Origin of the sequence: Paenibacillus campi, from assembly GCF_034659835.1 — a bacterium.
Taxonomy (GTDB): Bacteria; Bacillota; Bacilli; order Paenibacillales; family Paenibacillaceae; genus Saccharibacillus; species Saccharibacillus campi.
Genome location: NZ_JAXSQZ010000006.1, coordinates 237,579 through 263,546, shown reverse-complemented (window position 1 = coordinate 263,546; position 25,968 = coordinate 237,579). Strand labels below are relative to the sequence as shown.

Annotated in this window: 15 protein-coding genes and 1 pseudogene; 13 read left to right on the top strand and 3 right to left on the bottom strand. The window is 47.9% G+C overall.

Going from position 1 to position 25,968, the window contains the following annotated elements; translation table 11 throughout:
• Positions 1–72: 72 nt before the first annotated feature.
• From U1I11_RS15740 to U1I11_RS15705, 8 genes are all read left to right on the top strand, one after another.
• The gene (locus tag U1I11_RS15740) at positions 73–1,797 is read left to right on the top strand and encodes a tetratricopeptide repeat protein (RefSeq protein ID WP_322907096.1); all 1,725 of its coding nucleotides are present in this window, start codon (positions 73–75) and stop codon (positions 1,795–1,797) included.
• A 614-nt stretch (positions 1,798–2,411) separates the two neighbouring features.
• Positions 2,412–4,013, top strand: a complete 1,602-nt coding sequence (locus U1I11_RS15735) for a xylulokinase (protein WP_322907095.1) — start codon at positions 2,412–2,414, stop codon at positions 4,011–4,013.
• A 16-nt stretch (positions 4,014–4,029) separates the two neighbouring features.
• The gene (locus U1I11_RS15730) at positions 4,030–4,725 is read left to right on the top strand and encodes an L-ribulose-5-phosphate 4-epimerase (protein ID WP_322907094.1); all 696 of its coding nucleotides are present in this window, start codon (positions 4,030–4,032) and stop codon (positions 4,723–4,725) included.
• 252 nt (positions 4,726–4,977) lie between these two features.
• The gene (gene araA, locus U1I11_RS15725) at positions 4,978–6,402 is read left to right on the top strand and encodes an L-arabinose isomerase (protein WP_322907093.1); all 1,425 of its coding nucleotides are present in this window, start codon (positions 4,978–4,980) and stop codon (positions 6,400–6,402) included.
• 557 nt (positions 6,403–6,959) lie between these two features.
• The gene (locus U1I11_RS15720; RefSeq protein ID WP_322907092.1) at positions 6,960–8,156 is read left to right on the top strand and encodes a PQQ-dependent sugar dehydrogenase; all 1,197 of its coding nucleotides are present in this window, start codon (positions 6,960–6,962) and stop codon (positions 8,154–8,156) included.
• A gap of 740 nt (positions 8,157–8,896) precedes the next feature.
• Positions 8,897–9,904 carry a glycoside hydrolase family 43 protein gene (locus U1I11_RS15715; RefSeq protein ID WP_322907091.1) on the top strand — a complete coding sequence of 336 codons (1,008 nt, stop codon included), beginning with the start codon at positions 8,897–8,899 and terminating at the stop codon, positions 9,902–9,904.
• A 643-nt stretch (positions 9,905–10,547) separates the two neighbouring features.
• On the top strand, positions 10,548–12,086 hold the full coding sequence (locus U1I11_RS15710; protein ID WP_322907090.1) for a malate:quinone oxidoreductase: 1,539 nt from the start codon (positions 10,548–10,550) through the stop codon (positions 12,084–12,086).
• Positions 12,087–12,597: 511 nt separating this feature from the next.
• Positions 12,598–16,746 (top strand): glycosyl hydrolase 53 family protein, encoded by a 4,149-nt coding sequence (locus U1I11_RS15705; protein WP_322907089.1) that lies wholly within the window; start codon positions 12,598–12,600, stop codon positions 16,744–16,746.
• 226 nt (positions 16,747–16,972) lie between these two features.
• Here the strand turns inward: U1I11_RS15705 and U1I11_RS15700 are convergent.
• Positions 16,973–17,167: pseudogene (locus U1I11_RS15700) on the bottom strand (helix-turn-helix domain-containing protein); the annotation flags it as partial.
• A gap of 961 nt (positions 17,168–18,128) precedes the next feature.
• Between U1I11_RS15700 and U1I11_RS15695 the strand changes: the two are divergent.
• Both U1I11_RS15695 and U1I11_RS15690 read left to right on the top strand, forming a co-directional pair.
• Complete coding sequence (locus tag U1I11_RS15695) at positions 18,129–19,778, top strand: rhamnogalacturonan lyase B N-terminal domain-containing protein (protein ID WP_322907088.1); 1,650 nt, start codon at positions 18,129–18,131, stop codon at positions 19,776–19,778.
• A gap of 531 nt (positions 19,779–20,309) precedes the next feature.
• Positions 20,310–20,828, top strand: coding sequence for an SRPBCC family protein (locus tag U1I11_RS15690; RefSeq protein ID WP_322907087.1), 519 nt, complete (start codon positions 20,310–20,312; stop codon positions 20,826–20,828).
• Positions 20,829–21,018: 190 nt separating this feature from the next.
• Here the strand turns inward: U1I11_RS15690 and U1I11_RS15685 are convergent, their stop codons facing one another.
• Positions 21,019–21,813 carry an HNH endonuclease gene (locus U1I11_RS15685; protein ID WP_322907086.1) on the bottom strand — a complete coding sequence of 265 codons (795 nt, stop codon included), beginning with the start codon at positions 21,811–21,813 and terminating at the stop codon, positions 21,019–21,021.
• Positions 21,814–22,094: 281 nt separating this feature from the next.
• Entirely contained in the window at positions 22,095–22,709 is a 615-nt protein-coding gene (locus U1I11_RS15680) for a sugar O-acetyltransferase (RefSeq protein ID WP_322907085.1), read from the bottom strand.
• 405 nt (positions 22,710–23,114) lie between these two features.
• Between U1I11_RS15680 and U1I11_RS15675 the strand changes: the two genes are divergently transcribed.
• From U1I11_RS15675 to U1I11_RS15665, 3 genes are read left to right on the top strand one after another with little or no spacing between them, the layout of a single operon-like run.
• Positions 23,115–23,669 (top strand): PadR family transcriptional regulator, encoded by a 555-nt coding sequence (locus tag U1I11_RS15675; RefSeq protein WP_322907084.1) that lies wholly within the window; start codon positions 23,115–23,117, stop codon positions 23,667–23,669.
• A gap of 40 nt (positions 23,670–23,709) precedes the next feature.
• On the top strand, positions 23,710–24,363 hold the full coding sequence (locus tag U1I11_RS15670) for an HlyD family efflux transporter periplasmic adaptor subunit (RefSeq protein ID WP_322907083.1): 654 nt from the start codon (positions 23,710–23,712) through the stop codon (positions 24,361–24,363).
• A gap of 15 nt (positions 24,364–24,378) precedes the next feature.
• Complete coding sequence (locus tag U1I11_RS15665; protein ID WP_322907082.1) at positions 24,379–25,941, top strand: DHA2 family efflux MFS transporter permease subunit; 1,563 nt, start codon at positions 24,379–24,381, stop codon at positions 25,939–25,941.
• Positions 25,942–25,968: the final 27 nt, after the last annotated feature.

Below are 25,968 nucleotides of genomic sequence, written 5' to 3'. Positions count from 1 at the left end.
ACCTGAATCGGTTCGTGCATCTGTAGTATGATGGATAACATCAACAACATTGAAGAAAGCAGGACTTTATCTATGACAGAACAATTGAATCAACGGCAACGGTATCGTTTTAGCGAGGCGCCTATTTGGCAGCTGTTGCGGACGTATTATGAGCGGCATGGTCTGGACGCTTGGCGCAATGATCAAGTGCCGCAATATGTAACGAGCAATCCGATGATTGCGGCGGCGTATGTGGATATGATCGTTGCCTTTTTGCTTGATCGCAAGCAGCAAGGAGGGGCGCAGGAAACGATCTATATCGTGGAAATTGGGGCAGGTGCTGGGCGCTTAGCTGCTCATATGCTGCATGAATTATGTCGGGTACGTGATGAAGTGGTGGAGGATTTGCCGTCATTTTGTTATGTGATGACCGATTTGGCAGCGGACAATGTGGCTGCTTGGCAGCAGCATCCGGCGCTGCAAACGTATATCGCACAAGGGGTGCTTGATTTTGCCTGTTTTGATGCATTGTCAGATACGGAGCTAACGCTTGCGGTGAGTGGTCATCCATTACGTGCAGGCGGATTGCAGGAGCCGATCGTACTCGTTGCAAATTACTTTTTTGACAGTTTGCCGCAGGAATTGATCCGGCTTGATCATGGGCAGGTGTATGAAGCGGAGGTGGAGCTGGACGAGTTGGCAGCGCCTGAGTTTGCGTTAGGGACGGCTGAGCATCGTGATGTGGACAATGAGCAGCATATGCACGAACAGGCTACGATGTCCGCTGAAACGAACATCATCGATACAACTTCCATAACCGATCGATCCGACATAGTGAACGAAACGGATAAGGCAATAGACGATCATTTTACGTACACCGGGCTAAGTTATACGTATCGTCATACACCGGCATATGAACAGCCTGATCATCCGTATGCCGATTTGTTGACGCTGTATCGGGAGCAATTGGAAGATGCGTATGTGTTGTTGCCGCTAGTTAGCATCGATTGTTTGCAGCGTTTAAATGCTTTGTCGACGGCGGGCTTTGTGCTCATTACCGCTGACAAAGGAGAGCATTTGCTGGATAGCTGGAATTTGGAAGAACCGCCCCAGCTTACGTTAAATGGTGGCGGTGGATTTTCGCTTAATGCAAATTATCATGCGATCGGCTATGTGTTCCAGCAGCAAGGGGCGCAAATTATGTTTCCACGGCATCATTATAACGGCATTAATGTAGGCTGTATGCTACATGTGGCACAGCCGCGCCGTTATTCCGGTTTACGCTTGGCATACGATCGGGCGGTGGCGCGCTTTGGACCGGATGACTTTTATAGTTTGAAGCAGTGGATGGATGAACGAATCGATGAGCTGGAATTGCCGCAATGGCTCGCTTTTTGGCGGCTAGGCAATTATGATGCGGAATTTTTTATTCAGAGTACGGAGCGCATTTCGCTGCTGCTGCCGGAAGCGAGCGATGAGGAAATGCTTGATTTGCTGCACGGAATTAGACGGATGTGGTCGTCTCATTATGCGATGGCACAGCGTTATGATCTGGCGCTCGATACAGGACTGGTGCTGTTCGAGATGGAGCGGTATGAGGAAGCACGCAGCTATTTGGAACAATCGATCGCAGAGGAGCAGGACGATGTGGTCGCGACGGTATTTTACTGTCTGGCGATCTGTTGTCTGGAGCTTGGAGCAATGCAGCAGGCAAGCGATTATTTGGAACGGTTATTGCAGATGGAACCGCAGCATGAGGAAGCGCTCGGATTGATTGAGGCATTGCAGGCTGACGATGCGGACGATGAGACAGATTGAGCTTTCATAGCGCATCGATCGGGCGGAATGGATCAGCATATCAGTTTTATGTATCGTTTGCATTCGAAAAATAGGTTGCTGTTATCATTAATCAGACCGCATCTACGTATGACGGTCTTTTTTCATACTGTTTATGTGGGATTGATTAGGTGCGCATAGATCAATCGCCCCGGAATGAGCATGTAGCAGCACTTCATATCGTCATTTACATACTTGTACGTACATATAATGATATCGTTAACAAATATCGTATAAAATACAACAACAGTTATAGCATCGATGTTATTATCCCTTTATTTTACGCCAATTTACGTCTATTATAGTTCATCATTGCAGTCGTTCAAAAGCTCATCCTTGCTCCTAAATAACATGCCTCCAACACCTTTATTAACCTTGTAACGATAACCTTTAGCTAAAATTGACAAATGTACGTACAATAACTATACTGAAATTGTTGATTGAAAAGAAAGCGCATTCTTTTGGAAGCTAGATAATATGAACGATATGAACGCGGAAGCGGGAGCGCTCCATCCAAAGCAATTTGCGCCAGATGGAGTATACACTGACCGTGCTCTGCAATGAAAAACGGGATTGGGGAAAGGAGTCACACGATCATGAGTGATAGGAGTGCAAAAGATGTTATCACTAGCGGAGCTGCTGCGCTTGGTATCGAATTCGGATCGACCCGCATTAAGGCGGTGTTGATCGACAAGCAATTTGAGACGATTGCATCGGGCAGCTATGAATGGGAAAACCAGTTAAAAGACGGCTATTGGACATATGACCGGGACATTATCATCACAGGCATGCAGACCGCTTACCGTGAATTAAAGCAAGATGTGCAGCAGCGTTATGGTGTGACATTACGGCAGATCGGTTCGATCGGCTTTTCAGCGATGATGCACGGTTATATTGCACTGGATGCCGAGGGCGAGTTGCTCGTTCCTTTCCGCACCTGGCGCAATTCGACGACAGGTGCAGCAGCGCGTGAATTAACCGAATTGTTCGGGTTTAACATTCCGGAACGCTGGAGTATTGCACATCTGTATCAGGCGATTCTAAATGATGAACCTCATGTCGCTCTGCTCGCTTCCATCACTACATTGTCCGGTTATATTCATTCATTGCTGACCGGAGAGCGTGTGATCGGCATCGGTGACGCTTCCGGTATGTTCCCGATTGAAGATGCCAGCCATGCATATCATCCAGCGATGATCGAGCAATTTCATAACCATATCGCTAGCAAAAATTATCCGTGGACACTAGTGCAGTTATTGCCGACGATTCGGCTTGCTGGCGAACAGGCAGGCGAGTTGACCGCAGCAGGCGCTGTTTTGCTTGATCCGGATGGCGACTTGCAAGTTGGCATTCCATTTTGCCCGCCGGAAGGTGATGCCGGTACCGGTATGGTAGCGACGAACAGTGTGCGTAAGCGCACCGGTAACATCTCGGTCGGTACATCTGTATTTGCGATGATCGTACTCGAACATGAGCTGTCACGCGTCTATCCCGAAATCGATATGGTCACTACACCGGACGGCAGCCCGGTCGGTATGGTACATGCTAACAACTGTTCCAGCGATCTGAACGCCTGGATGGGCTTGTTCCGTGAATTTGCGGTGGCGATGGGCTATGAAAGCGATCCGTCCAAGCTGTTTAGCGTATTGCTGAACAAAGCGCTGGAAGCCGATCCGGATGGCGGCGGTTTGCTAAGCTATGGTTATTATTCCGGCGAAAATATTACCGGTTTGGAACATGGACGACCATTATTCGTCCGTACACCGGAAAGTCGGTTTAACCTCGCCAACTTTATGCGTACCCATCTGTTCACCGCTTTTGGTGCACTCAAGCTCGGTATGGATATTTTGACGGAACAAGAGCGGGTCGCGATCGATTCGGTGCTTGCGCATGGCGGTCTGTTCAAAACGCCTGTTGTCGGTCAGCGTATCGTGGCGGCAGCGCTGAATGTGCCGGTATCGGTTATGTCGACGGCAGGTGAAGGCGGAGCATGGGGAATGGCATTGCTCGCTTCGTATGCGGTCGATCGTGAACCGGGGCAGTCGCTTGCCGATTTCTTGGAACAACAGGTGTTTAGCGGCGTATCGGCAGAGCGGATCGAGCCGGACGCGGCGGATGTGGACGGATTTGGCAGCTTTATCGAACGGTATCGTCAAGGGCTGGCGATTGAACGCGCAGCGGTTGAACATCTGAGCTGAAACGGAGGCATCCAATATGTTAGAGCAACTGAAAGAGCAAGTATATGAAGCGAATTTGGAACTGCCCAAACACGGGCTGGTTAAATTTACATGGGGCAATGCCAGCGCGGTCGATCGCGACAGCGGCTTGTTCGTTATTAAACCGAGTGGTGTAAGCTATGACCGTATGAAGCCGAGCGATATGGTCGTCGTTGATTTGGACGGCAATGTAGTGGAAGGCGATATGCGTCCGTCTTCGGATACGGCGACCCATGCGGTGTTGTACAAACATTATGAGCAGATCGGCGGCATTGTGCATACGCACTCGACTTGGGCAACGATCTGGGCGCAAGCGGGGCTAGATGTGCCGGTAATGGGCACAACGCATGCGGATACATTTTATGGTGCCGTGCCATGCGCACGCTTTCTAACACAGGCGGAAATCGACCGTGGTTATGAAGCGGAGACAGGCAATGTCATTATCGAGACATTTGAGCAGCGCGGGCTGGATGTGATGGCGATTCCGGCGGTGTTGCTGCACGGACATGCTCCTTTCACATGGGGCAAAGATGCACAGTCAGCGGTCGTGAATAGCGTCGTACTGGAAGAAGTGTGCAAAATGAATCTGTATGCGCGCCAGCTAAACCATTTTGCCAAAGAGCTGCCGCAAGGCATTCTGGATAAGCACTATTTGCGCAAGCATGGGAAAGATGCGTATTACGGGCAGAAATAACGTTATACAGTATGGATGCTGTAAGCGTACAAAGCAGTGCCTAAATGACATCGTATATGTGCATGCCGATCGATTGGCGTTTGCAAATGCTTGATGTACGGTACGAATGAATCGGGGCAAACGGATAGCACGAGTACGTATGCAGCGCATCGTTGATGTTCGTGTTGCAATTCCAGTAGTAACGATAGATTGAAAACGGCGGGTATTACCAAACCTAGCCATACCTAATAATCCGAAAAGAGGATGATAAGCATGACAGCAACAGCAGCGAAACAATTTTGGTTTGTTGTAGGTTCACAGCATTTGTATGGAGAAGAAGCGCTCGGACAAGTAAAAGCTAACGCGCAAAAAATTACCGATGCGCTAAATGCAAGCGGTGTGCTGCCGTATCCGCTCGTATTGCAAGAGCTTGCCGTCAGTGCAGAAGCGATCACAAACGTGATGAAAGAGATCAACTACCGTGATGAAGTAGCCGGAGTGATCACTTGGATGCACACTTTCTCACCTGCGAAAATGTGGATTCGTGGCACGAAGCTGTTGCAAAAGCCATTGCTGCATCTTGCGACACAATATAACGAAAGCATTCCGTGGTCTACGATCGATATGGACTTTATGAACTTGAATCAAGCGGCACACGGCGACCGTGAATATGGCTTTATTAATGCACGCTTAGGCAAACAAAACAAAATCGTGGTCGGTTACTGGGAGCGTCCAGAAGTACAGCAGCAAATTGCGGACTGGATGGATGTGGCGGTTGCTTACAATGAGAGCTTTAACATTAAAGTTGCCCGGTTTGGCGACAATATGCGCAATGTTGGCGTAACGGAAGGTGACAAGGTAGAGGCGCAAATTCAGTTTGGCTGGACGGTCGATTATTTTGGCATCGGTGATCTGGTCAAAGAGATTAGCGATGTGACCGAACAAGAAATCGACAAGCTAATGGCGGAGTACAAAGAGCTGTATGACTTTGATTACGGCGATTATGAGCAAAGCGCCTGGGAAGCAAGTGTGCGTGTGCAGGCAAGCTACGAAATTGCGCTCAAGCGTTTTCTCGATCGCGGCGGCTATAGCGCGTTTACGACTAACTTTGAAGACCTGTACGGCATGAAACAATTGCCAGGTTTGGCGGTACAGCGTCTGATGGCACAAGGCTACGGCTTTGCTGGTGAAGGTGACTGGAAAACAGCCGCGCTTGATCGCCTGCTGAAAGTGATGAGCCATAACCAAAATACCGGCTTTATGGAAGATTATACGTACGAGCTGGCAGCGGGACAGGAAGCGATTTTGCAATCGCATATGTTGGAAGTTGATCCATCGCTGGCGGCAAACAAACCGAAAGTTGTCGTTTCCCCGCTCGGTATTGGCGATCGTGAAGACCCGGCACGCCTTGTGTTTGACGGTAAAGCAGGCGAAGGTGTCGTCGTATCGATGGCGGACTTTGGCACCCATTACAAACTGCTTATTAACGAAGTGTCTGCATTTGAACCAACCGTGCCAGCACCAAAGTTGCCTGTAGCACGCGTGCTATGGAAGGTAAAACCAAGCTTCCAAGATGGCGTACGCGCATGGATCGAAAATGGCGGCGGTCACCATACGGTCGTATCGTTGAACTTGACGACCGATCAGATCGTAACGTATGCCAAGCTGGTCAATCTGCAATATGTCGTGATTAAGTAATATGTATACACAGTCATTACGTCGTCATCGCTAGCATACGGCGTACATGCAGCATATCGGTAATGTATATGTATATGTATATGTATATGTATATGTACAATGTTTGGCGCTGAAGATGACAAGTAAAGCGCATCGTTACAGCCGAAATGAAATAGCGTGACGCAAATAGGGATGCCTGTCAAAATGGGTGTCCTTATTTGCTGTATATCGCTTGTCGTATGGATCGTTTTTTCGACAAATCGTCCTGCTTTAGGATGATCGTATAAGGAATGATCGGTAGGCTGCTAGCTATTGAGAAAGCAGCTGCATATTCAATATTAACAATAAGGCGCTACCATTCAAACATGGTGTCCCAGCCGCTACGTCCAACAACAAATTCAACGACACGTCCTACAGCCGAGCGTCTGCTTCGACGGTTAGTAGTATGCGACCAATGTTGTAACACTTAGCGGTGGCAAATTACACGAATCACACGCCTGACCACAATATTTATGTATATGCTGTTACCGTCGTGCACGATTGGGTAAAAACGGAAAAAGAGCCAAAGGAGGAACAGCATGTTATATGTCCATGCAAAAGCAAAGCTAGTCCTGTCTGCGCTGTTGCTTGCCCTGCCGTTGTCTGCCTGTGCTACCGAACGTGAAGCGATGGAAACCGGAACGGAAACGACGTTGCAAGAGGAGGTACGGCAGCCAGTAATGGCGGCGGAGCGCACAACAGCAACGAATTCTGGTGTGAGCGGTAATGTCGATTTGGTCGATTCGTTGCAAGGCGGCTATACCGAGCTAGCAACTGGTTTGGATATCCCGTGGTCGCTGCAATTTGCTGGTGATACCGTGTACATTACCCAGCGTGGCGGCGGTATTGTACAAGTAAAAGACGGTAAACAAACCGTACAAAAAGTACAGACGAGCAAGCCGCTGCGTGTCGTTGGCGAAGCAGGCTTGACCGGGCTTGTGCTTGATCCTGATTTTGCCAATAACCGCAGCGCTTATATTTACCATGCGTACACGCAAAACGGCAAAGGCATGAACCGAATCGTCAAAATAAAGCTGACCAATGGTGTCTGGAAAGAACAAAAGGCGCTGCTTGAAGGCATTCCGGGCGGACGCATTCATGAAGGTGGACGACTTGCTTTTGGACCGGACGGATTGCTGTACAGCACTTCCGGCGAAACGGGACAGCGTGAACTGTCGCAAGATCGCTCCAGTCTGGGCGGCAAAATTTTGCGGATGACCAAAGACGGCAAAGTGCCTAAAGATAATCCGTTTGCCAATTCGTATGTGTATGCGTACGGATTGCGCAACTCGCAAGGGCTTGCCTGGACGTCCAATGGTACATTATATGCGTCAGATCATGGCCCAAGCGGCGCACCGATTCCAGGGGGCGGCACCGACCGTACCGGATTGGATGAGATCAATATTATTAAAAAAGGCGCCAATTATGGTTGGCCGAAAGTGATGGGTACACAGACAGCCAAAGGTATGACCGCTCCGATCTATGTAGCCGGTGCGCGTGCAATCGCACCGTCCGGCATTGCCGTGACACCGGAAAATACGATTCTGGTGGCGACGCTGGCAGGCGAAAGCTTAAAGCTATTCGATCCATCTACCCGCCAAATGACGAATATATTAACCGATGTGGGGCGTGTGCGTGATGTGGCGGTGCATAACGGGCATATTTATGTGCTGACTAATAACACAGCTCGCGGTTCGGCGGCAGACAATGATGATCGGTTGTTAAAATTGAAATAGGTTGGCAAAACGGAATGGCGAATACATCACAATTAAATCGTCTAAAGCGCTTAAATTATGAATTTATACACATATAGTAGTGCTTTGACCGCATTAAATAAGCAGTTTGATCGTGCAGAGTAGAGATGTTTTTAGACTACGATTCCAGTGTATCTTTCATAGGATGTAGTCAATTAGATATTGAATTTAAGCTGGTCAAGCTAGGGCGTGTACGCAAACGCGTAGGCTGCTCCACCGCGCTAGGTTTGCGTACACGCCCTAATAGCTTCTATATAAGCGACAAATAAGTTGCTACGATGCTACAATCGCTAGGCTAAAATATAGAAAAACGTTGTACATGATGTTGACTGTTATCCATAATCATCTACAGCAGGCAGTGCCCGTAAAAAGCAACGGGAACTGTCTATTTATGTGTGCAGCAGCAGTTTTAAATGTAGGCTGATAGAAGCGCGAGATGAATTTGCATAAGAAAAGAGAAGTTTTAATACTCGTTTTTATTTGGCATTTCGCGCCATGAACGAGTATACTACAATTATATTGTACGGACATTAGAGCAGTAACGGGCTAAAGTGGATGCTTGTGCTTGCAGCTTGATCGGCTGTGTATTTGTAGCTAGATGTCCAATACAGACAACGACCGCTAGCAGGCTGTTCTGATGGATAGGTAGGCGCTAAGCTATATTTTCATAAAATAAATTGAAAGCGTATTCAGTCACAAAACGTGCAAAGGAGTTGTTACTCATGCTGATCTACAATGCTGCCTCCGATGTGTCCCAACCACAAGATCATCATCGGCTGGAACATATTCCGGCTCATGATCCGTTTGTGCTGGCGGATGCAAATACACAAACGTATTATTTGTACACAGGTGGTATGCCGGATTTGCATGGAATGGATCGTTATGGTGTACTGCTGTACAAAAGCAATGACCTGGAGCGATGGGCGGGACCGTATATCGTATTTGAGATTCCAGACACGAGCTGGGCACATCCGCAGCATGGCGCATGGGCACCGGAAGTGCATGCATATAAGGGACGCTATTATTTGTTTGTAACATTGCATCATGAAGGGCGATCATTGGAAGGCGAGCCGATTCAAGGTTATACGAAGCATTGGCGCAGTACGGTTATAGCGGTGAGTGATACACCGGAGGGACCATTCGAGCTGCTGCATGAGGAGCATCCGCTATTGCCGGAAACGATGATGACGCTGGATGGTACGCTATATATTGATGAACAGCAGCAACCGTGGCTCGTTTACTGTCATGAATGGGTGCAGACAATCGATGGGACGATCGAAGCGATACGGCTACAGGAAGATTTGTCGGCAGTGGTAGGTGAGCCGATAACATTGTTTAGCGGTTCGGCAGCGCCGTGGCTGTCTTCAATATCAGCGCGACAAGCGACAACGGCAACGGAATCAGCACAGCTTCAGCCTGAGCCGCAAGTGTATGTAACCGATGGCTGCCAGCTGTATCGCACATCAGGTGGCACGCTTATGATGCTCTGGTCAAGCTATGAGCATGGCAGCTATGTGCAGACGATCGCTCGTTCGATTAGCGGCAAACTTGCCGGGCCGTGGGAGCAGCTTGATCCGCTCGTGCGTGACGATAGCGGGCATGGGATGTTGTTTCGTACGTTTGATGGCAGATGGAAATTAATTTTGCATCGTCCGTTTCGAATACCGGAATCGCGCTGTTGGCTGTTTGAAGTGGAGGATGTGGGCGATCGCTTTAGATTGGCGCAATGAGAAGATTTTGTCGATTCGGTTCGATTGACTTGCGCATAGAGGCTGGCAAGGGGATTGAACGCAAACGATCGTATTGATGATGTGTGTGTAAACACGAAATTGATCGCTTGATTTTACGAAAAAGGCGTATCGGATTTTATATTTTTTGTATACGATGAATATTGTACGGTGTATATATTCGATTCGTAGCTTGGCTGGCGATTCGTTCGATTGGATGAGCGTTGTGATTTTATACTAAACACTATAATTTCGAAACGTTTTGCTGTATAATATATGTCAAAAAATATATAATAGATGAGATGGATCGCAATACGATCTGCCAACATATGCGCTGGGATGATGTCTACGTGGCAGTAAAATGCTGCAATCCGCGTGCCATGCTCGTTTTTTCGTCCTGTTAGCCCTTTTCGAGCAAACTTTTCATTTTTTACCAACTCTAAATAGTATATAATTAGATGATGACTGTCGATTGTATTTTTAAGGGACTTTAATTGCGTTATAATGAAGGTATTGGTTGATCGCCCGATCGGGTAATGGAAAATAGTCAGTCTTATGATGTTCCTGAGTGGAGCCTTGCTTCTTGGATTACCTGAGCAGGAGCGACTGCTCTTTTTTGCAAATATACGAGATAAGGAAGGTTTTTATGAGCAGCGTACAGAAAAAAACAGACGTTATCTTAATTGGTGCCGGGGTCATGAGTGCGACACTGGGATCATTGCTGAAAGAGTTAGCCCCAGAATGGGAAATTAAAGTGTTTGAGAAATTGGCAAGCCCTGGAGAAGAAAGCTCCAACGAATGGAACAACGCCGGTACCGGTCATGCGGCACTGTGCGAACTGAACTATACGTCCGAAAAGCCGGATGGCTCGATCGACATTACCAAAGCGGTGCAGATCAACGAGCAATTCCAGCTATCCCGTCAATTTTGGGCGCATCTGATTCAAACCGGAGTGCTTCATCATCCACAGCAATTTATTAAGCCGATCCCGCATATGAGCCTGGTGCTTGGCGAAAGCAATGTGTCTTTTTTGAAAAAGAGATTTAAAGCGCTTACCCAAAACCCGCTGTTTCAAGGAATGGAATATGCGGATGAACCGGCAAAGCTTAAAGAGTGGATTCCACTCATTATGGACGGACGCACATCCAGCGAACCGATTGCCGCAACTAAAATCGACACCGGTACAGATGTGAACTTTGGCGCGCTAACGCGCATGATGTTCGATTATTTGAAAGAAAAAGGCGTCGAAGTCCATTATAAGCAGAGCATCAAAGATATTAAACGTACAGAAGACGGTTCATGGAACGTGAAAGTACACAATCTCGACAACGGTCGGGTCGAAAACCATAGCGCACGCTTCGTATTTATCGGCGCAGGCGGCGGCAGTTTGCCATTGCTGCAAAAAACCGGCATTCCGGAATCCCGCCAAATCGGTGGTTTTCCGGTCAGCGGTGTGTTTATGGTCTGTAAAAATCCAGATGTGATTGAACAGCATCATGCCAAAGTGTATGGCAAGGCAAAAGTAGGCGCGCCGCCGATGTCTGTCCCGCATCTGGATACCCGTTATATCGATAACAAAAAAGCACTGTTATTCGGTCCCTTTGCCGGTTTCTCGCCAAAGTTTCTGAAAACAGGCTCCAATATGGACTTAATCGGCTCCGTCAAACCTAACAATCTGCTGACGATGTTGGCGGCAGGCATGAAAGAAATGGCGCTCACTCGCTATCTCGTACAGCAAGTGATGCTGACGAGCGAGCAACGGATGCAAGAACTGCGTGAGTTCATTCCCACTGCCAAAAGCGAAGATTGGGAGCTGGTCGTTGCCGGTCAACGCGTACAGGTCATCAAAGACACACCAAGCGGCAAAGGCACACTGCAATTCGGCACCGAAGTGGTAAGTGCTGCCGACGGTTCTGTCGCCGCACTGCTCGGCGCATCGCCTGGCGCATCGACCGCTGTACACGTTATGTTGGAAGTGCTGCGTCGCTGCTTCCCGCAAGAAATGCCAGCATGGGAGCCGAAAATCAAAGAAATGATTCCATCCTACGGCGTATCGCTATCTGAACATCCTGACCTGTTCCGCCAAATTTTCGATTCAACGTCCGAGACGCTGAAATTGAACGGGCATAAGCCAGTGACGACAGGTGTGGAAACGTCGCCGGATGTAGTGACGCGGAGTATTTGAATAGAGGCGGTATAATAAAGTTCGTTTATAGTCCTGCAAGGAGAAAAGGTAGTGTCACCGCTCGTTTAATCTTGCAGGACAGCACGTATTAGCATGGATACTGCCGAGCATATAGCATGTGCAATCATATGCGATCGAACAAATATTTAGTTTGCATTGAATGAGGAACAGTCACCGATTTGAATAATAAATCTGATATGCTGGATTATAGGGAAATCGTCAACTAAGGAGCAGAACCTCATTAAACGGTTTGCTCCTTTTGTATGTTGAAAAATTATTTGTATCTAATTAAATTGCAGTATAAGACATATTCTTGGCTATTCGGTATTTAAACTACGACTTATTTGTTCCAATCCTCCCAAATCCCTTGCTTAAAAACACAAAATATTGCAATCCTCCCCTACTCCCCTTTCCGACCGTCTGCTATAGTGATCACAGTTATAATGTAAGCGCTTTACAAAAAGTGGAAACGAAGCGCAAAACGGTTGATAGAGAGAAGGGGGATACATAAATGGGAAGTAAGAAACGGGCAGCGCTGTTAGTATTCATCGTAGCGATCGTATTAAGCACATTGCCGCTTGGGACGGATCATGCAGCGGCGGCGGATGGGGAGGTTATGCTAGCTAATGCTAGTTTTGAAAGTGATTTTTGGAGCGATCATTCATGGGAGGTCGCTGCGTCCGATTGGAATGCAGTCGAGCTTAGTCGGTATGCGTACGCTAACGATTCATTTATTACTGCCGCCGCAGGCAGTTATGCATTTAAATATTGGATCAAAGACAGTGCAACTTCCACACAGCAAATTACGGTCAGCCAATCGGTTTATGCGCTACCTGCGGGTAGTTATGAGCTGACACTGCAAGCGATGGGCGGCGGGGGGAGCGAAGCGGCGCAGGTGCAAGTATTTGCAGGCGATGCACAAGGAACCGCTATCGCGACGACCGGTTATAACAACTGGGGCACACTCAAGCTACAGTTTGTGTTGAAGCAACCGACAACGAATGTAGTCATCGGTGCGCATATTGCTGGCAATGCGAAGGCATGGGGCTATGTGGACGATGTGCGTCTTAAGCAATTGAGCAGTGATCCATCACAGCCGGTTACAGCGGACATTGTAGTGAAAAAGATCGATGGGCTTAGCCCCGATTTTATTAAAGGTGTCGACGTATCGAGCATCATCTCGCTAGAGCAAAGCGGTGTGAAATTTTATAATGAGCAGGGCGAAATTCAGGACATTTTCACAACGCTTCATGCGGCAGGTGTGAACTATGTGCGTGTACGTGTATGGAATGATCCGTATACCGCCGCCGGTAAAGGTTATGGTGGCGGAGACAATGACCTCGCCAAAGCGATTGAAATCGGCAAACGAGCGACCGCTAACGGGATGAAGCTGCTGGTCGATTTGCATTATTCGGATTTCTGGGCAGACCCGGCGAAGCAGCATGTGCCTAAAGCATGGGCAAACTTAAGCTTTGCGGACAAAGAGCAGGCGGTTTATGATTTTACAAAAAACAGTTTGCAGCAGATCATTCATGCCGGTGTGAATGTAGGCATGGTGCAGGTTGGCAATGAGACGAACGAGTATTTTATCGGGGAAAAAGATTGGACGAACATTAGCAAACTGTTTAACAAAGGCAGTCAGGCGATTCGGGCGGTTGATCCGCATATTCTAGTTGCGCTACATTTTGCGAATCCGGAAGCGGCGGGGCGATATGCTTTTTATGCCAAATCGCTCGCTGACAATGGCGTCGATTACGATGTGTTTGCTTCATCATATTATCCATTTTGGCACGGTACACTTAGCAATTTAACCGCTGTGTTAAAGCAGGTGGCAGATACGTATGGCAAAAAGGTGATGGTCGCGGAAACGTCTTACGCCTACACGGCTACAGATGGGGATGGCCATGAAAATACAGCGCCACGCCGTAGCGGGCAAACGCTGGATTATCCGATCACCGTGCAGGGGCAAGCGACATCGGTGCGCAATGTGATGCAGGCGGTGGCGAATGTAGGCTCGGCGGGAATCGGTGTCTTTTACTGGGAGCCAGCTTGGTTACCGGTTGGTCCAGCCCATGAGCTGGCACATAACCAGAAATTATGGGAACAATACGGCTCTGGCTGGGCGTCCAGCTATGCGGGCGAATATGACCCGGATGATGCTGGCAAATGGTATGGCGGCAGTGCGGTCGATAACCAGGCATTGTTTGATTTTACCGGGCATCCGTTGCCATCGCTACATGTGTTCAAATACGTCAATACCGGCGCAACCGCTCCGCTCCAAGTGGATGCGATCCAATCGGTTTCGTTAACCGTCAACGCTGGTGATTCGATAACATTGCCGGAAACGGCGACAGCTACGTACAACGATAGCAGCACTGGCATCGTGCATGTCGTCTGGAATGAGCAGCAACTGCAACAGGCGATCACTAGCGGTGCAGGCAATTATACGATCGATGGTCAAGCAGATGGTGGGTATCCGGTACAGGCGTATCTATCGATCCGTAAGCCGAATTTGCTGCTGAACGGCAGCTTTGAGCAAACCGACCGCAGCATGTGGAAAATAACGTATGGCGACGGGTTGTCTCCCCATACAGACTACCAAAATAAAGCGTCCGATGCCAAAACCGGGCAGTATTCGCTGCACTTTTACAATGCGGACAACGTGAATTTCCGGGTTGAGCAAGCTGTGTACGGATTGAAGCCGGGTTATTACGATCTGTCTATGAATATTCAAGGCGGCAATGCGACCGCTGCCGATATGAAATTGTACGCCAGCACAGGTGGACAAACGGTGGAACAGCCAACAAGCGTTAACGGCTGGGTGCAATGGAGTCAGCCGGTGATCCATGATGTGTATGTGGCAGATGGATCGCTAACCGTAGGTGCGCTCGTTCGTGCCGGAGCCGGGGCATGGGGCACGTTAGATGACTTTTATTTGACATTTGTACGGGCTGCGGATAGTGTGTCTGCGCCGGAGCCGACGCCAGTACCGGAGCCAACACCAACAGAACCAACGCCGATACCGCAGCCAAGCGTAGAGCCGACACCGACACCAGAGCCGCTGCCAGTACCTGTACCGACTCCGACACAATCAACGCCAGCACCAACAGAAACAGCACCAACAGAATCAACGCCAACACCAATACCAACAGAACCAACGCCGATACCGATACGACTGCCTGAATCCAATGCGGGCAGTAGCTCCTCCGGTTCATCCGGTAAGAGCAGCGGTAATGGAGCAAGCCCAGCGGCACAAAGCCAGCTTATTAATAGTGCTGCAAATACGCAAACTGGTACCGTTACGTCCGCATTTACACTTCAGCGCGATCTGCGTACAGATGGGCAGGTGCGTGAACAGATTAGCTATACTGCGACGGAAGCGAATACCGCTTTACAAGCGATACAATTAGCAGGGGGAAATCGTGTCCATCTGGTCGTACCGACAAGCACAACACCAGCGACAGAAATTGGCTTTACGTTACCAACCGATACAGCACGTACGCTATCGGCAGCTTCCGCTAGTCTGGAACTAAGCACGTCAGCGATCGGGCTAGTGCTGCCGTCAGCGACACTTGCCGTATTAAACGAACCAAGCCAGTTTACGATCACTACCAGAACGGGGACGGCTGTTGTGAATGCGGCTGTCACGCGTGCGAGCAGTGATCCGCTCGTGCAACAAGCCGCTGGTCAGGCAGCTATTCATGTGATTGGCAAACCGGTTGAAATTACGACGAATGTGCAAGGCAAGCCAGTTCAGCTCTCCTTACCAGTACCGGCACAGCAATTGCCTGCTGATGCTGCTGAGCGTGCCCGCTTCCTGAAGCAGCTTGTCGTCTATGTGGAGCATAGCGACGGCAGTAAAGAGCTGATTCGACCGGAGCTGACAACCGGAACGGATCAAGCGCTAGCGATGCAGTTTACTGTCAGCAAATTTAGCACATTTACATTGCTGCAATTGGAACCGTTTAAGGCAACCGATAAGGCAACTGAGTCAGCAATAGGATCAGTACAGCAGATGAAAGCTTATATGCAAGGCTACTCGGATCATACATTCCGTCCGTCACGCACCGTAACCCGCGCCGAGCTAGCTGTGATGCTAACCCGCATAGTGGCAGCCGGGCATAACGTTGCTATAGCAGACACACAAATCGCTACAATTGCAGCAGATCGGTCGACTGCGACTGCTATTACCATCGCTAACCGATATCATGATGTGCAGGCAGACAACTGGGCGCTATCTGCAATTGGAGCAGTGACTGATGCGGGCTGGATGAAAGGGGATACGTCGAACCATTTTGCACCAGCGCGTGCGATCACGCGTGCTGAGTTGGCAACGGTACTGTCTCGCTGGATGAAGCTAAACGGTGCCGAGGCGACCTATTCATTTCACGATACGGTGAACCATTGGGCAGCAACAGATATTGCGCGCGTGCAACAGGCAGGTTATATGCAAGGCGATCCAGACGGCAGTTTTGCGCCGGATCGTACATTGACCCGTGCGGAGGCGGTGACGCTGTTTAATCGGGTGCTAGGGGTGAAGGCGAATACATCTACGGAAACTGCGCTCCATTCGACCACGGATACGTCTGTAGTTTGGGCGGATGTGCCTTCCTCTTATTGGGCAGCCGATGATATTACGCTAGCTACGGGCTTACAATAAATTCATATTATAGTTTAGCTGCCTGTACGCAAACTTCGCTTATACAAATAAAACTGCAATAAAAAACCTACCTACATCCTGGTACAGTGCATCCCTTTGCAATGAACATTAGGAACCCCTTCGGGGAAACGCATGAGCATTGATTTGGGGATGCAGCTTACCGGATATAGGTAGGTTTTTCACTTTTGCAGTAGGATTGAACCATTTCATTCGATACGACTACCGGATCGTTCGTGTAAAAATACTTACTTTTCACATTGAAAATTTCCTTGAGTTGATTAATAATTTGTATCTTGGGAGCCGTATAGCCGTGTTCATACTGCCATACTGCTTGTTCCGTAATGCCTAGCATGTCGGAGAGTTGTTTTCTGGAATAACCGCGCATGATTCTTAGGTTGGTAAGATTCTCACCGATGAACATGCAAGTTCCCTCCTTATTTAATCGAAACCATTTTATGAGTCTAGTGACTTGTCTCAAGAAGATGTAAGGTTGCGTCCATCTGAACCCTGCTTGAACCGTGCAGCATTCAGACGAACGCCATCCCTGAATAAATTTGAGACAAGCTACTAGGTTGTCTTGTTCGGCAATAATGCTAATATCATATGCGACTGGATCAAGAATATGCTCGGCTTCCGGAGCCAATAGTTCGCGTTCTTCATTCGTTAATTCAGCACCGGCAATGAGTTCAGATAAGTCTTCAATCAAGTAAGCGATATTGTCTGCCGGATTCGGTAAATAATGCAAAACTTTAGCCATTTGATACGCATCATCCAATGCATAAGTCAAAATGTGAAATTCATCATAGTATCTTTGCAAATGATGTAGCTCCTCATTGACTTGGCTCTCTTGCTAATCTTCATTTTTTGTTTGCAGTCGAATCGATGTGCAATATATTCGTGGTATTCATCTACCATAGCATCAACAATCATTTTGCTATGATCTGCTCTGAATTTATATTGATCCATCCAAACCCCTCCACATTTTTAGACTGAGAAATTTATCTATATTACTAGAAAAAACGAGATAGTAAAATGATTTTTCTCAAAAAAACTAAAGTTTAATCGGTGAAATTATAAAAATATTAAAGTGGGTCATCCTTGTACCATACTATTAAAAATTAGAATAAAAAAACCGATCTACCTCATAAAAATTCCGAAAACAACTTCAAAAGGTGCACTTAAACACGTACTATAAGGTAAGAATGAAGAAATATCTGTTGAAGAAATACCTGTTATGACACCCCGCCATTTCGTATGCAGTCGGACAAGCGATGTTGTAATCATCCAGATGAAATCAGAGGCAGAAATGTAAGCGTTATCTTTTCGAAGCGATAACGTTTATGTTATCGCTATCCTATGTTCATCACACAGGAGGGTTTTGTATGTTTAACCGTTTGGCAATGTCACCAACTTTGTTTCGTCGCACCGTTATGATCGTCTTGTTACTGGCGCTTAGTATAACCGGTAGTTGGCTCTCACCTGCTTATGTACATGCCGCATCGATCGGTGTGACCGACAATGGTTCGACGATCGTCGTTACTACAGGCGCTGGACTGCAATATACGGTCAATAAAAACAACGGCGATCTCATTTCTAGCAAAATGAACGGCACCGAACTAAGCAGCTCCGGTGGTAAAGGCTCCCATATCGGCTCTGGTCTCGGCTCTGGTGCCGAAGTCACTTGGAACACATCCCCGTCCGGCTCAACCGTGCTCATTACAGCCAAAACAGACACATTAACCCACTACTACGCATCCCGTAATGGCGAAAATATAATTTACATGGCAACATACATAACGGCTGAACCTGCGGTTGGCGAGCTGCGCTATATTTTCCGTGGCAACAGCAATGTGCTTACCGGCGTACCGATAGCCTCCGATTTGCGCGGTAATACCGGCGCGATCGAAAGTAAGGATGTGTTTGGCTTTTCTAACGGGCATACTGCTTCCAAATATTACGGCAATGATCAGGCGCGCGAGCTGAGTGTTCGCGGTGTGACGGGCAACAATGTCGGTGTGTTTATGGCGTATGGCAATCGGGAAAAAAGTTCAGGCGGTCCTTTTTTCCGTGATATTCAATTTCAAAGTGGCGGCGATACCGAGGTGTACAATTACATGAACTCTGGTCATGAACAGACCGAGGCGTTTCGGATGGGCTTGCATGGCCCGTATGCATTGATCTTTACGACCGGTGGAGCGCCAGCCGCACCGGATTTTAGCTGGATGGCTGGGCTGAATTTGACTGGCTGGGTATCGAGTCGTGGTGCGGTTGTGCTGAACGGTTTGTCCGGGATGGATAATAACTATGGGTATACGATCGGTTTTGCAAATAGCACTGCCCAATACTGGGCAACTGCATCGACAAGCGGCGCTGCTGTTAGCCGTGATATGATTCCGGGCACCTATACGATGACCGTGTATAAAGGGGAGCTGGCATTGCACACCGAAAGTGTAACGGTGAACGCTGGCAGTACGACGACAGTGAATACACGCACGATTACCGGCGATCCGGCGACCCGTGCTGCGATCTGGCGCATCGGTAACTGGGACGGTACACCGCGTGAGTTGCTGAATGGACAGACGATTCCGCTTCGTCATCCATCCGACAGCCGCAATGCAAGCTGGGGTCCAGTCACGTATGCGGTAGGCAGCGCAACCAATCGTTTCCCGGCGATTCAATTCCGTCAGCAAAATTCGCCAACGACGATCACCTTCAATCTGGATGCCGCGCAAGCAAGTGCACCACATGTGCTTAATATCGGCATTACCGCCGCTTACATTGGTGGACGCCCAAGTGTGACTGTCAACGATACGACACTGACCAATCCGGGCGCATCGGCGCAGCCGAACTCGCGCAGCTTTACGATCGGTACGTATCGTGGCAACAATCATACCTTTTCATGGACAGTGCCTGCTTCAGCACTGCGTACAGGCTCCAATACGTTGAAAATTACGCCGATTAGCGGTTCTAGCGATCTGGGTACGTGGCTGAGTGCAGGCTGGGTGTATGATGCGGTAGAGCTGTTGCAGTGAGAGCGATGAACTAAATCTGAAATAGCCTACAATTCAAAGGTTCACTTACTGTTGCTTCGTGCAGCAGAGGTGAGCCTTTTGGTCGTTATAACGAGCATTTTGACCATGCTTTATTTGAATGTTCAAGCGACTTTGAGTCGGTATAGATAGCGATATGTACGAGAAGTCCAAATGAGGATATAATACCGCGCCTATTGCCAATATTGCTGTTCATGTTGCAACGCTGCCTTACAGCTAAATAGTTCAAGCGACTCCAAGCCTGCGCAAATGTATTCGTTAGACAATACGCTTTTGTTTATATAGTAAAATGGCTGCAAAATAATTCCTGTTTTCCCAGTACAACTATAACGGGTGATGATGATATGATACAGGTAAGCGCAACCATTACGGTAGCGTATGTAAACGAGCCGGATAGCGTATCATTATGCAGCTATAGTGCTCGTACCGTGTACTTGATCGATCCTCTTTTCACTCAATCGGTTATCTCGACTTGAAGTGCCCAATTATTCGAAGCTCAGGAGGTTATCATTTATGTCAGATCAGATGATTATTAAAACCGACGGTCAGGAACTCACATTGGAACGTATTTTCGATGCACCGACAGAGCTGGTATTCCAAGCGTTTGCCGAAGCAGCGCAGCTTCGCGAATGGTGGGGACCCCACGGCTGGGAGCTGACGGTATGCCAGATCGATTTTCGCCCAGGTGGTGAATGGCATTATTGTATGACCTGTATCGATAAAAACCAAGGTGATTTATATGGACAGGAATCGTGGGGCAAAGCGGTCTACGATCTGATCGAAAAACCAAGCCAGATCGTGTACACTGATTATTTCTCTAATGCAGACGGCAGTGTGTCTGAAGATATGCCAAGCAGCCGCATCCAGACCGTATTCCATAACCAGGCAGGCAAAACGAGACTGATTAGTCGCGCTTATTTTGATTCAGAGGAGTCGCTTCAGCAGGTGATGGAGATGGGCATGGCGGAAGGCATTACGCAGACATGGGATCGGTTGGAGGCGCATTTGGAGCGGGTGAAGAAGTTCAAATAAAAGTTATTGCATACACGATGACATAGTAGCCAAGCATGAATGACTAAACCACACAACAAAAACGAAGCTGATCCGCTGTGGATCGCTTCGTTTTTTGAATTGGAATCGTATGAAACGCGATGGGCACGATCTGTAATATGTGCGCTGGAATGTCTATGATGAAGGCGATTACGTTTTGTCACACATTGAGTTATCCCCTATAATTCGGGCCTGTAAATAAATTATAGCGCACTCCGCCAGAACCGATGCTAGAATTGCATGGTCCGCACAAATACCGATGATTGGTTGTATCGCTGTACCATTCATTACGTGTATCACGATCTGTATTGTAACCCGTCGTATTCCAATGTGTAGCTACAGGTGTAATATGATCGATCGTCATACTTGTTTTGGCTACTTGTGTATTACAATGCGGACATAAACACTGACTAGTATTTAGCGGATTTTGATGGTTAGTTTTATAAGTAGTCAGTGCATCTTTAGCTTGTTGACTATAAGAGCTTGGATAATTGGAATTACGCACATTGCCTGTAATTAGACCTTCCATGTGACGATCTAATTCTCTCAAAACAGCACTCGCAGAATTTCGTGTAAGTGTTCTGATTTCTTCGATCGTCTCCATAGTTAATGAGCCTGTACCAAAATTATTGTATAGATTATATAAATTTACATACTCTGTAGGATCGGTATCATCCCGCTCATTCATTGCATCTAATGCGATATCAATTGCATTTTCCATAGAGTTAACCGTAGCTGCATTCAACTGGACTGTACGCTGAATCACAGGTCTAGCTTGCGAAGTCGTTGAACTCCCCTGACTTGCCAGCCATTTGCCAAATTGCTGATTCCCTAATTGAGCGGATAATTGCAACAGCTGACGTGAGGCAGGGGCAGCAGCCGTTGGGGTTGACTGGGATTGTCGCTGTATGGCAGGCGTGTGAATCGATGGTAAGGCTGGTTGCTTGGACGTCGGATCATGGTACATACGTATCCTCCTCTCATAACGATAAATGAAACAAAAGCGATTCAAATTATGCGTACATGCCAACGTGAACAACTCATTTGCTCTAATCTGCGCTTCGCCGCCTAGCGTATCTGTTTGCAACCTTTTGCTACACGGCGTGGCGATCGATTGTCTACTTTCCTATCTGACCACTCGCTTGTTGATTCAGGCGAGTAATCCAACTTCGCTTGCGCAGCCTGCTTGTTATCCATCATCGACATCGTGGAAATCGTAAGCGATTTCGGTCCGCTTACCACGATAACTTATAGATCATCTGCTGTGATATCGAACGGACGATCGCGGTAATAATACGCGCGATCTTGTTCTGTAATCGTACGAATGACTCGGCACGGATTGCCGGCGGCGACTACGTTAGCCGGAATATGTTTGGTCACGACGCTGCCAGCGCCGATCACGACATTATCGCCAATCGTAACGCCGGGTGTAATAACCGCATTACCACCGATCCATACATTATCGCCAATCGTGATCGGCAGCGCATATTCATAGCCAGCATTACGCGGAATGTGATGAATTGGATGTCCGGCTGTATATAACGATACATTGGGCGCAAACATTACCTCATGTCCAATCGTCACTTTGCCGCCATCCAAAATCGTACAATTGTAATTTGCATAAAATTGATCGCCCACTTCGATATTGCTGCCATAATCGCATCGAAACGGCGCTTCGATATGAAGCTCACTGCCCGCTTTGCCCAATATACTGCGCATAAGTATATCGCGCTGTTCATACTCATCCGGGCGCAGACGATTGTAATCGTACAATTTGAGCTGGCATGCTTCACGTGCTTCTTTTAGACCATCGAGTGCAGATTTGTACGGCAGACCTTGTTGCATCCGTTGTTTCTGGTTCATCTGTGTTGAACTCCTTTGGCTGGAAAATAGGTCAAATCACCGCTGATGATCGGATGGGATAGAGTATGGACTGTTGGGGTAAGTAACGACGATTTCATCAGACAGCATCATAAAAAAATTCCGTAATTAGGTATAACGTAATATGCGTTTGTAGCGATGTCAAACGAAGTTTGCCTGCTTGCTTTAGCGGTTGCAGTGGCACTGTTTGTGCAAGGCTATTATTTTTACAAAAGTAGGTTACCTAATAGATTGACACACTAACTTAAATTTTGTATAGTATCAACAGAATTACTCTGTGCAGAGTACTTTATACAGAGTTTTGTACGATTACAGTCATCATAAAATGAACATTGTACTTTTATACCGATAGTATGAACGAACGATAAGAAGGAGAGTGGCAACCTATTGTCTTTGCAAATTTATATTCTCGGCTCGTTATGGGAGCGTGATATCCATCCTTATGAGATCAAAAAGCGCATTACCGAAAATACAGGCGGCACCGTTAACATTACCGACGGCAATCTATATTACAATTTCGATTCACTGCACAAAAAGGGTTATATCGAGAAGATCGAAGTTGTGCAATCCGACAACTACCCGGACAAAAGCTTTTATCGTATTACAGACAAGGGGCGTACGGGGCTGCGGAATATGATTTACAAAAGTTTTGCCAAGCCGAGCGATGTCAAATCGTTGATGGCGCCGCTGTTATTTTTACAGCTGGTCGATCGGAAGCGGATCGTATTTTTATTGCAGGAGGCGATCGAGCAACGCGAAGTTGAGCTGACGACGATGCAACAGCGCATCGTGGAGGGCGCAGCGAGCAGCAACGAAACTGAGGAACAGCAATTGTATGCGTTTATCGTCCGCTATTCGCTGTCGAGACGAGAACATGAACTGGCTGCATTAAAGGAGATGCTCGGCGTGGTTGAGCAGATGCATAACGGGCAGTCATCCTAATTTAGATACAGGCAAAATTTACATGGTTGAGGTGGAGAAATTGAAGAAGAAACTCGTATTATCGATTCTGGTTGTGCTGCTGCTCATTAGCGGCGGGACGCTCGGTTACTACTATTGGTATGAAGGCAAATATTATATCAAAAGCGATGATGCCCGCATTACAGCCGATCAGTACAAGGTGATGCCACAAATTAGCGCCAAATTAACCCATCTCGACGTGGAGGAAGGCGATACACTAACACGCAATCAGCCGATTGCCGAGCAGGACGTATCCGGCTTGCCACCGGAAAACATTAGCAAGTCGATTTTGCGTGCACCGATCGATGGCACGATCCTTAAACTGTATTCCAGAACAGGCGAGATCGCTTCGCCAGCCGCTCCGGTAGCGATTATGGCAGATATGAACAATCTGTATGTGTCCACCAACATCGAAGAAACGGATATTAATCGTGTGAAGCTCGGTGAGCTTGTCGATATTACGCTTGATGCCGACAACAATCAGACGATTCAAGGTAAAGTACGCCGTATCGGTCAGGCGTCCAACTCGGTCTTTTCCGCTATTCCGGCACTGAATACAAGCGGTAACTTTAACAAAGTGACACAGCGGATTCCGGTCGAAATTGCGCTGAATGTACCCAAAGGATTGCAGTTAATTCCCGGCACGAATGTGGAAGTTAAGATTCATACACCGTAAAAGGAGCGTGTTTCGATGTCAACGGAAGCTTTACACACCGCTCCGGTCGGGCCGGAAAGTTTTACAGCGCGTGAACGCTGGTTTGCCTTCTTTGCGATCGTACTCGGCACGTTTGTGGCGGTGTTAAACAACAGCCTCATTAACGTGGCGATTCCGCAATTAACGAACGATCTAGGCTCAACGACGACGCGTATTCAGTGGGTAATTACCGGCTATTCGCTCGCTTCCGGTATTGTCGTGCCGATTACCGGCTTTATGGAGCAGCGCATCGGCTATAAGAAATTTATGATGTTGGCGTTAGCAGTGTTTGCATTGGGCACGCTGATGTGTTGTTTTGCCTGGAGTGATATGTCGCTAATTGTGGCGCGTATTATTGCAGGTCTCGGCGGCGGTCTCATTATGCCGCTCGGGATGACGATCATCTACAAAATTATGCGGCGTGAGCAGGTAGGACTAGCGATCGGTCTATGGGGCATTGCTGCGATGGCGGCGCCAGCGATCGGACCGACGTTAAGCGGTTATTTGATCCAATGGTTTAACTGGCGCTTTCTGTTTATCGCTTGTTTACCGATTGCGATGTTTGCGATTTTGATGGTATTTCTATTGATCAAAGAGCCGCCAAAAAATCAGCCGATCAAATTCGATCTGACCGGTTTTCTGTTAGCGGCGACATGTGCAGGTACATTGTTATATGCACTTTCAAACGGTTCTTCGTCCGGCTGGACGTCTTTTAAAATCGTAGGTTTGTTTTTTATCGCATTTTGGGCGCTTGTGTTTCTGATCGTCGTGGAACGTGGCAAAGATAATGCGGTGATCGATGTATCGCTGTTTAAAAACTATAAATTTTCGATCAGTGTGATCGCATCCAGCTTTGTCATGATGGGCATGATGGGCGGAACGTTTCTGGCACCGATCTTTTTGCAAAATGTATTGTCGTTTTCAGCGATTGAGACCGGGCTTACTTTGCTGCCGCAAGCGGTGGCGATGGCAGCGATGATGCCGATTGCTGGTAAACTGGTCGACCGTATCGGCATCGTGCCGCTGGCGGTTGTTGGATTAACGTTAACGAGTTTGATGACATATCATCTGCATGTGCTGTCTCCGCAAACATCCAGAGGTTGGTTTGAAGTCGTTATGTCGCTGCGCGGGATGGGCATCGGGCTATGTCTGATGCCATTATCGACGGTCGGGATGAATGCGATTGCGGATGAAGTATCACCGGCAAAAGTGAGCAGCGCCTCGGCTGCTTCCAACTTAATTCGCACGATTGCTGGCTCGATGGCGATTGCGATTTTAACGTTTATTATGCAGAGCCGCGCCGCGCTGCATACACAGCATATTGCTGAAGCGGTAACGGCGGATCGTGCGCAATATTTGCAGTCTGTGCTGGGCAGCTCATGGTTATCGAGCGTGAGTGGGCTGATTTCGCTTGATGCTTATGCGCGCGGGATTGCCGATGCATTCCTGTTGTCAGCGATTCCGTTATTTTGCTGTATTCCGCTTATGTTTTTGTTTCTTGTCCGCAAGAAAAAGCCCCAACCTGCACGTATAACTGAGGAAATACAGACCGCACGCTAAACGCATCATCGGTATGCAATCCATTAC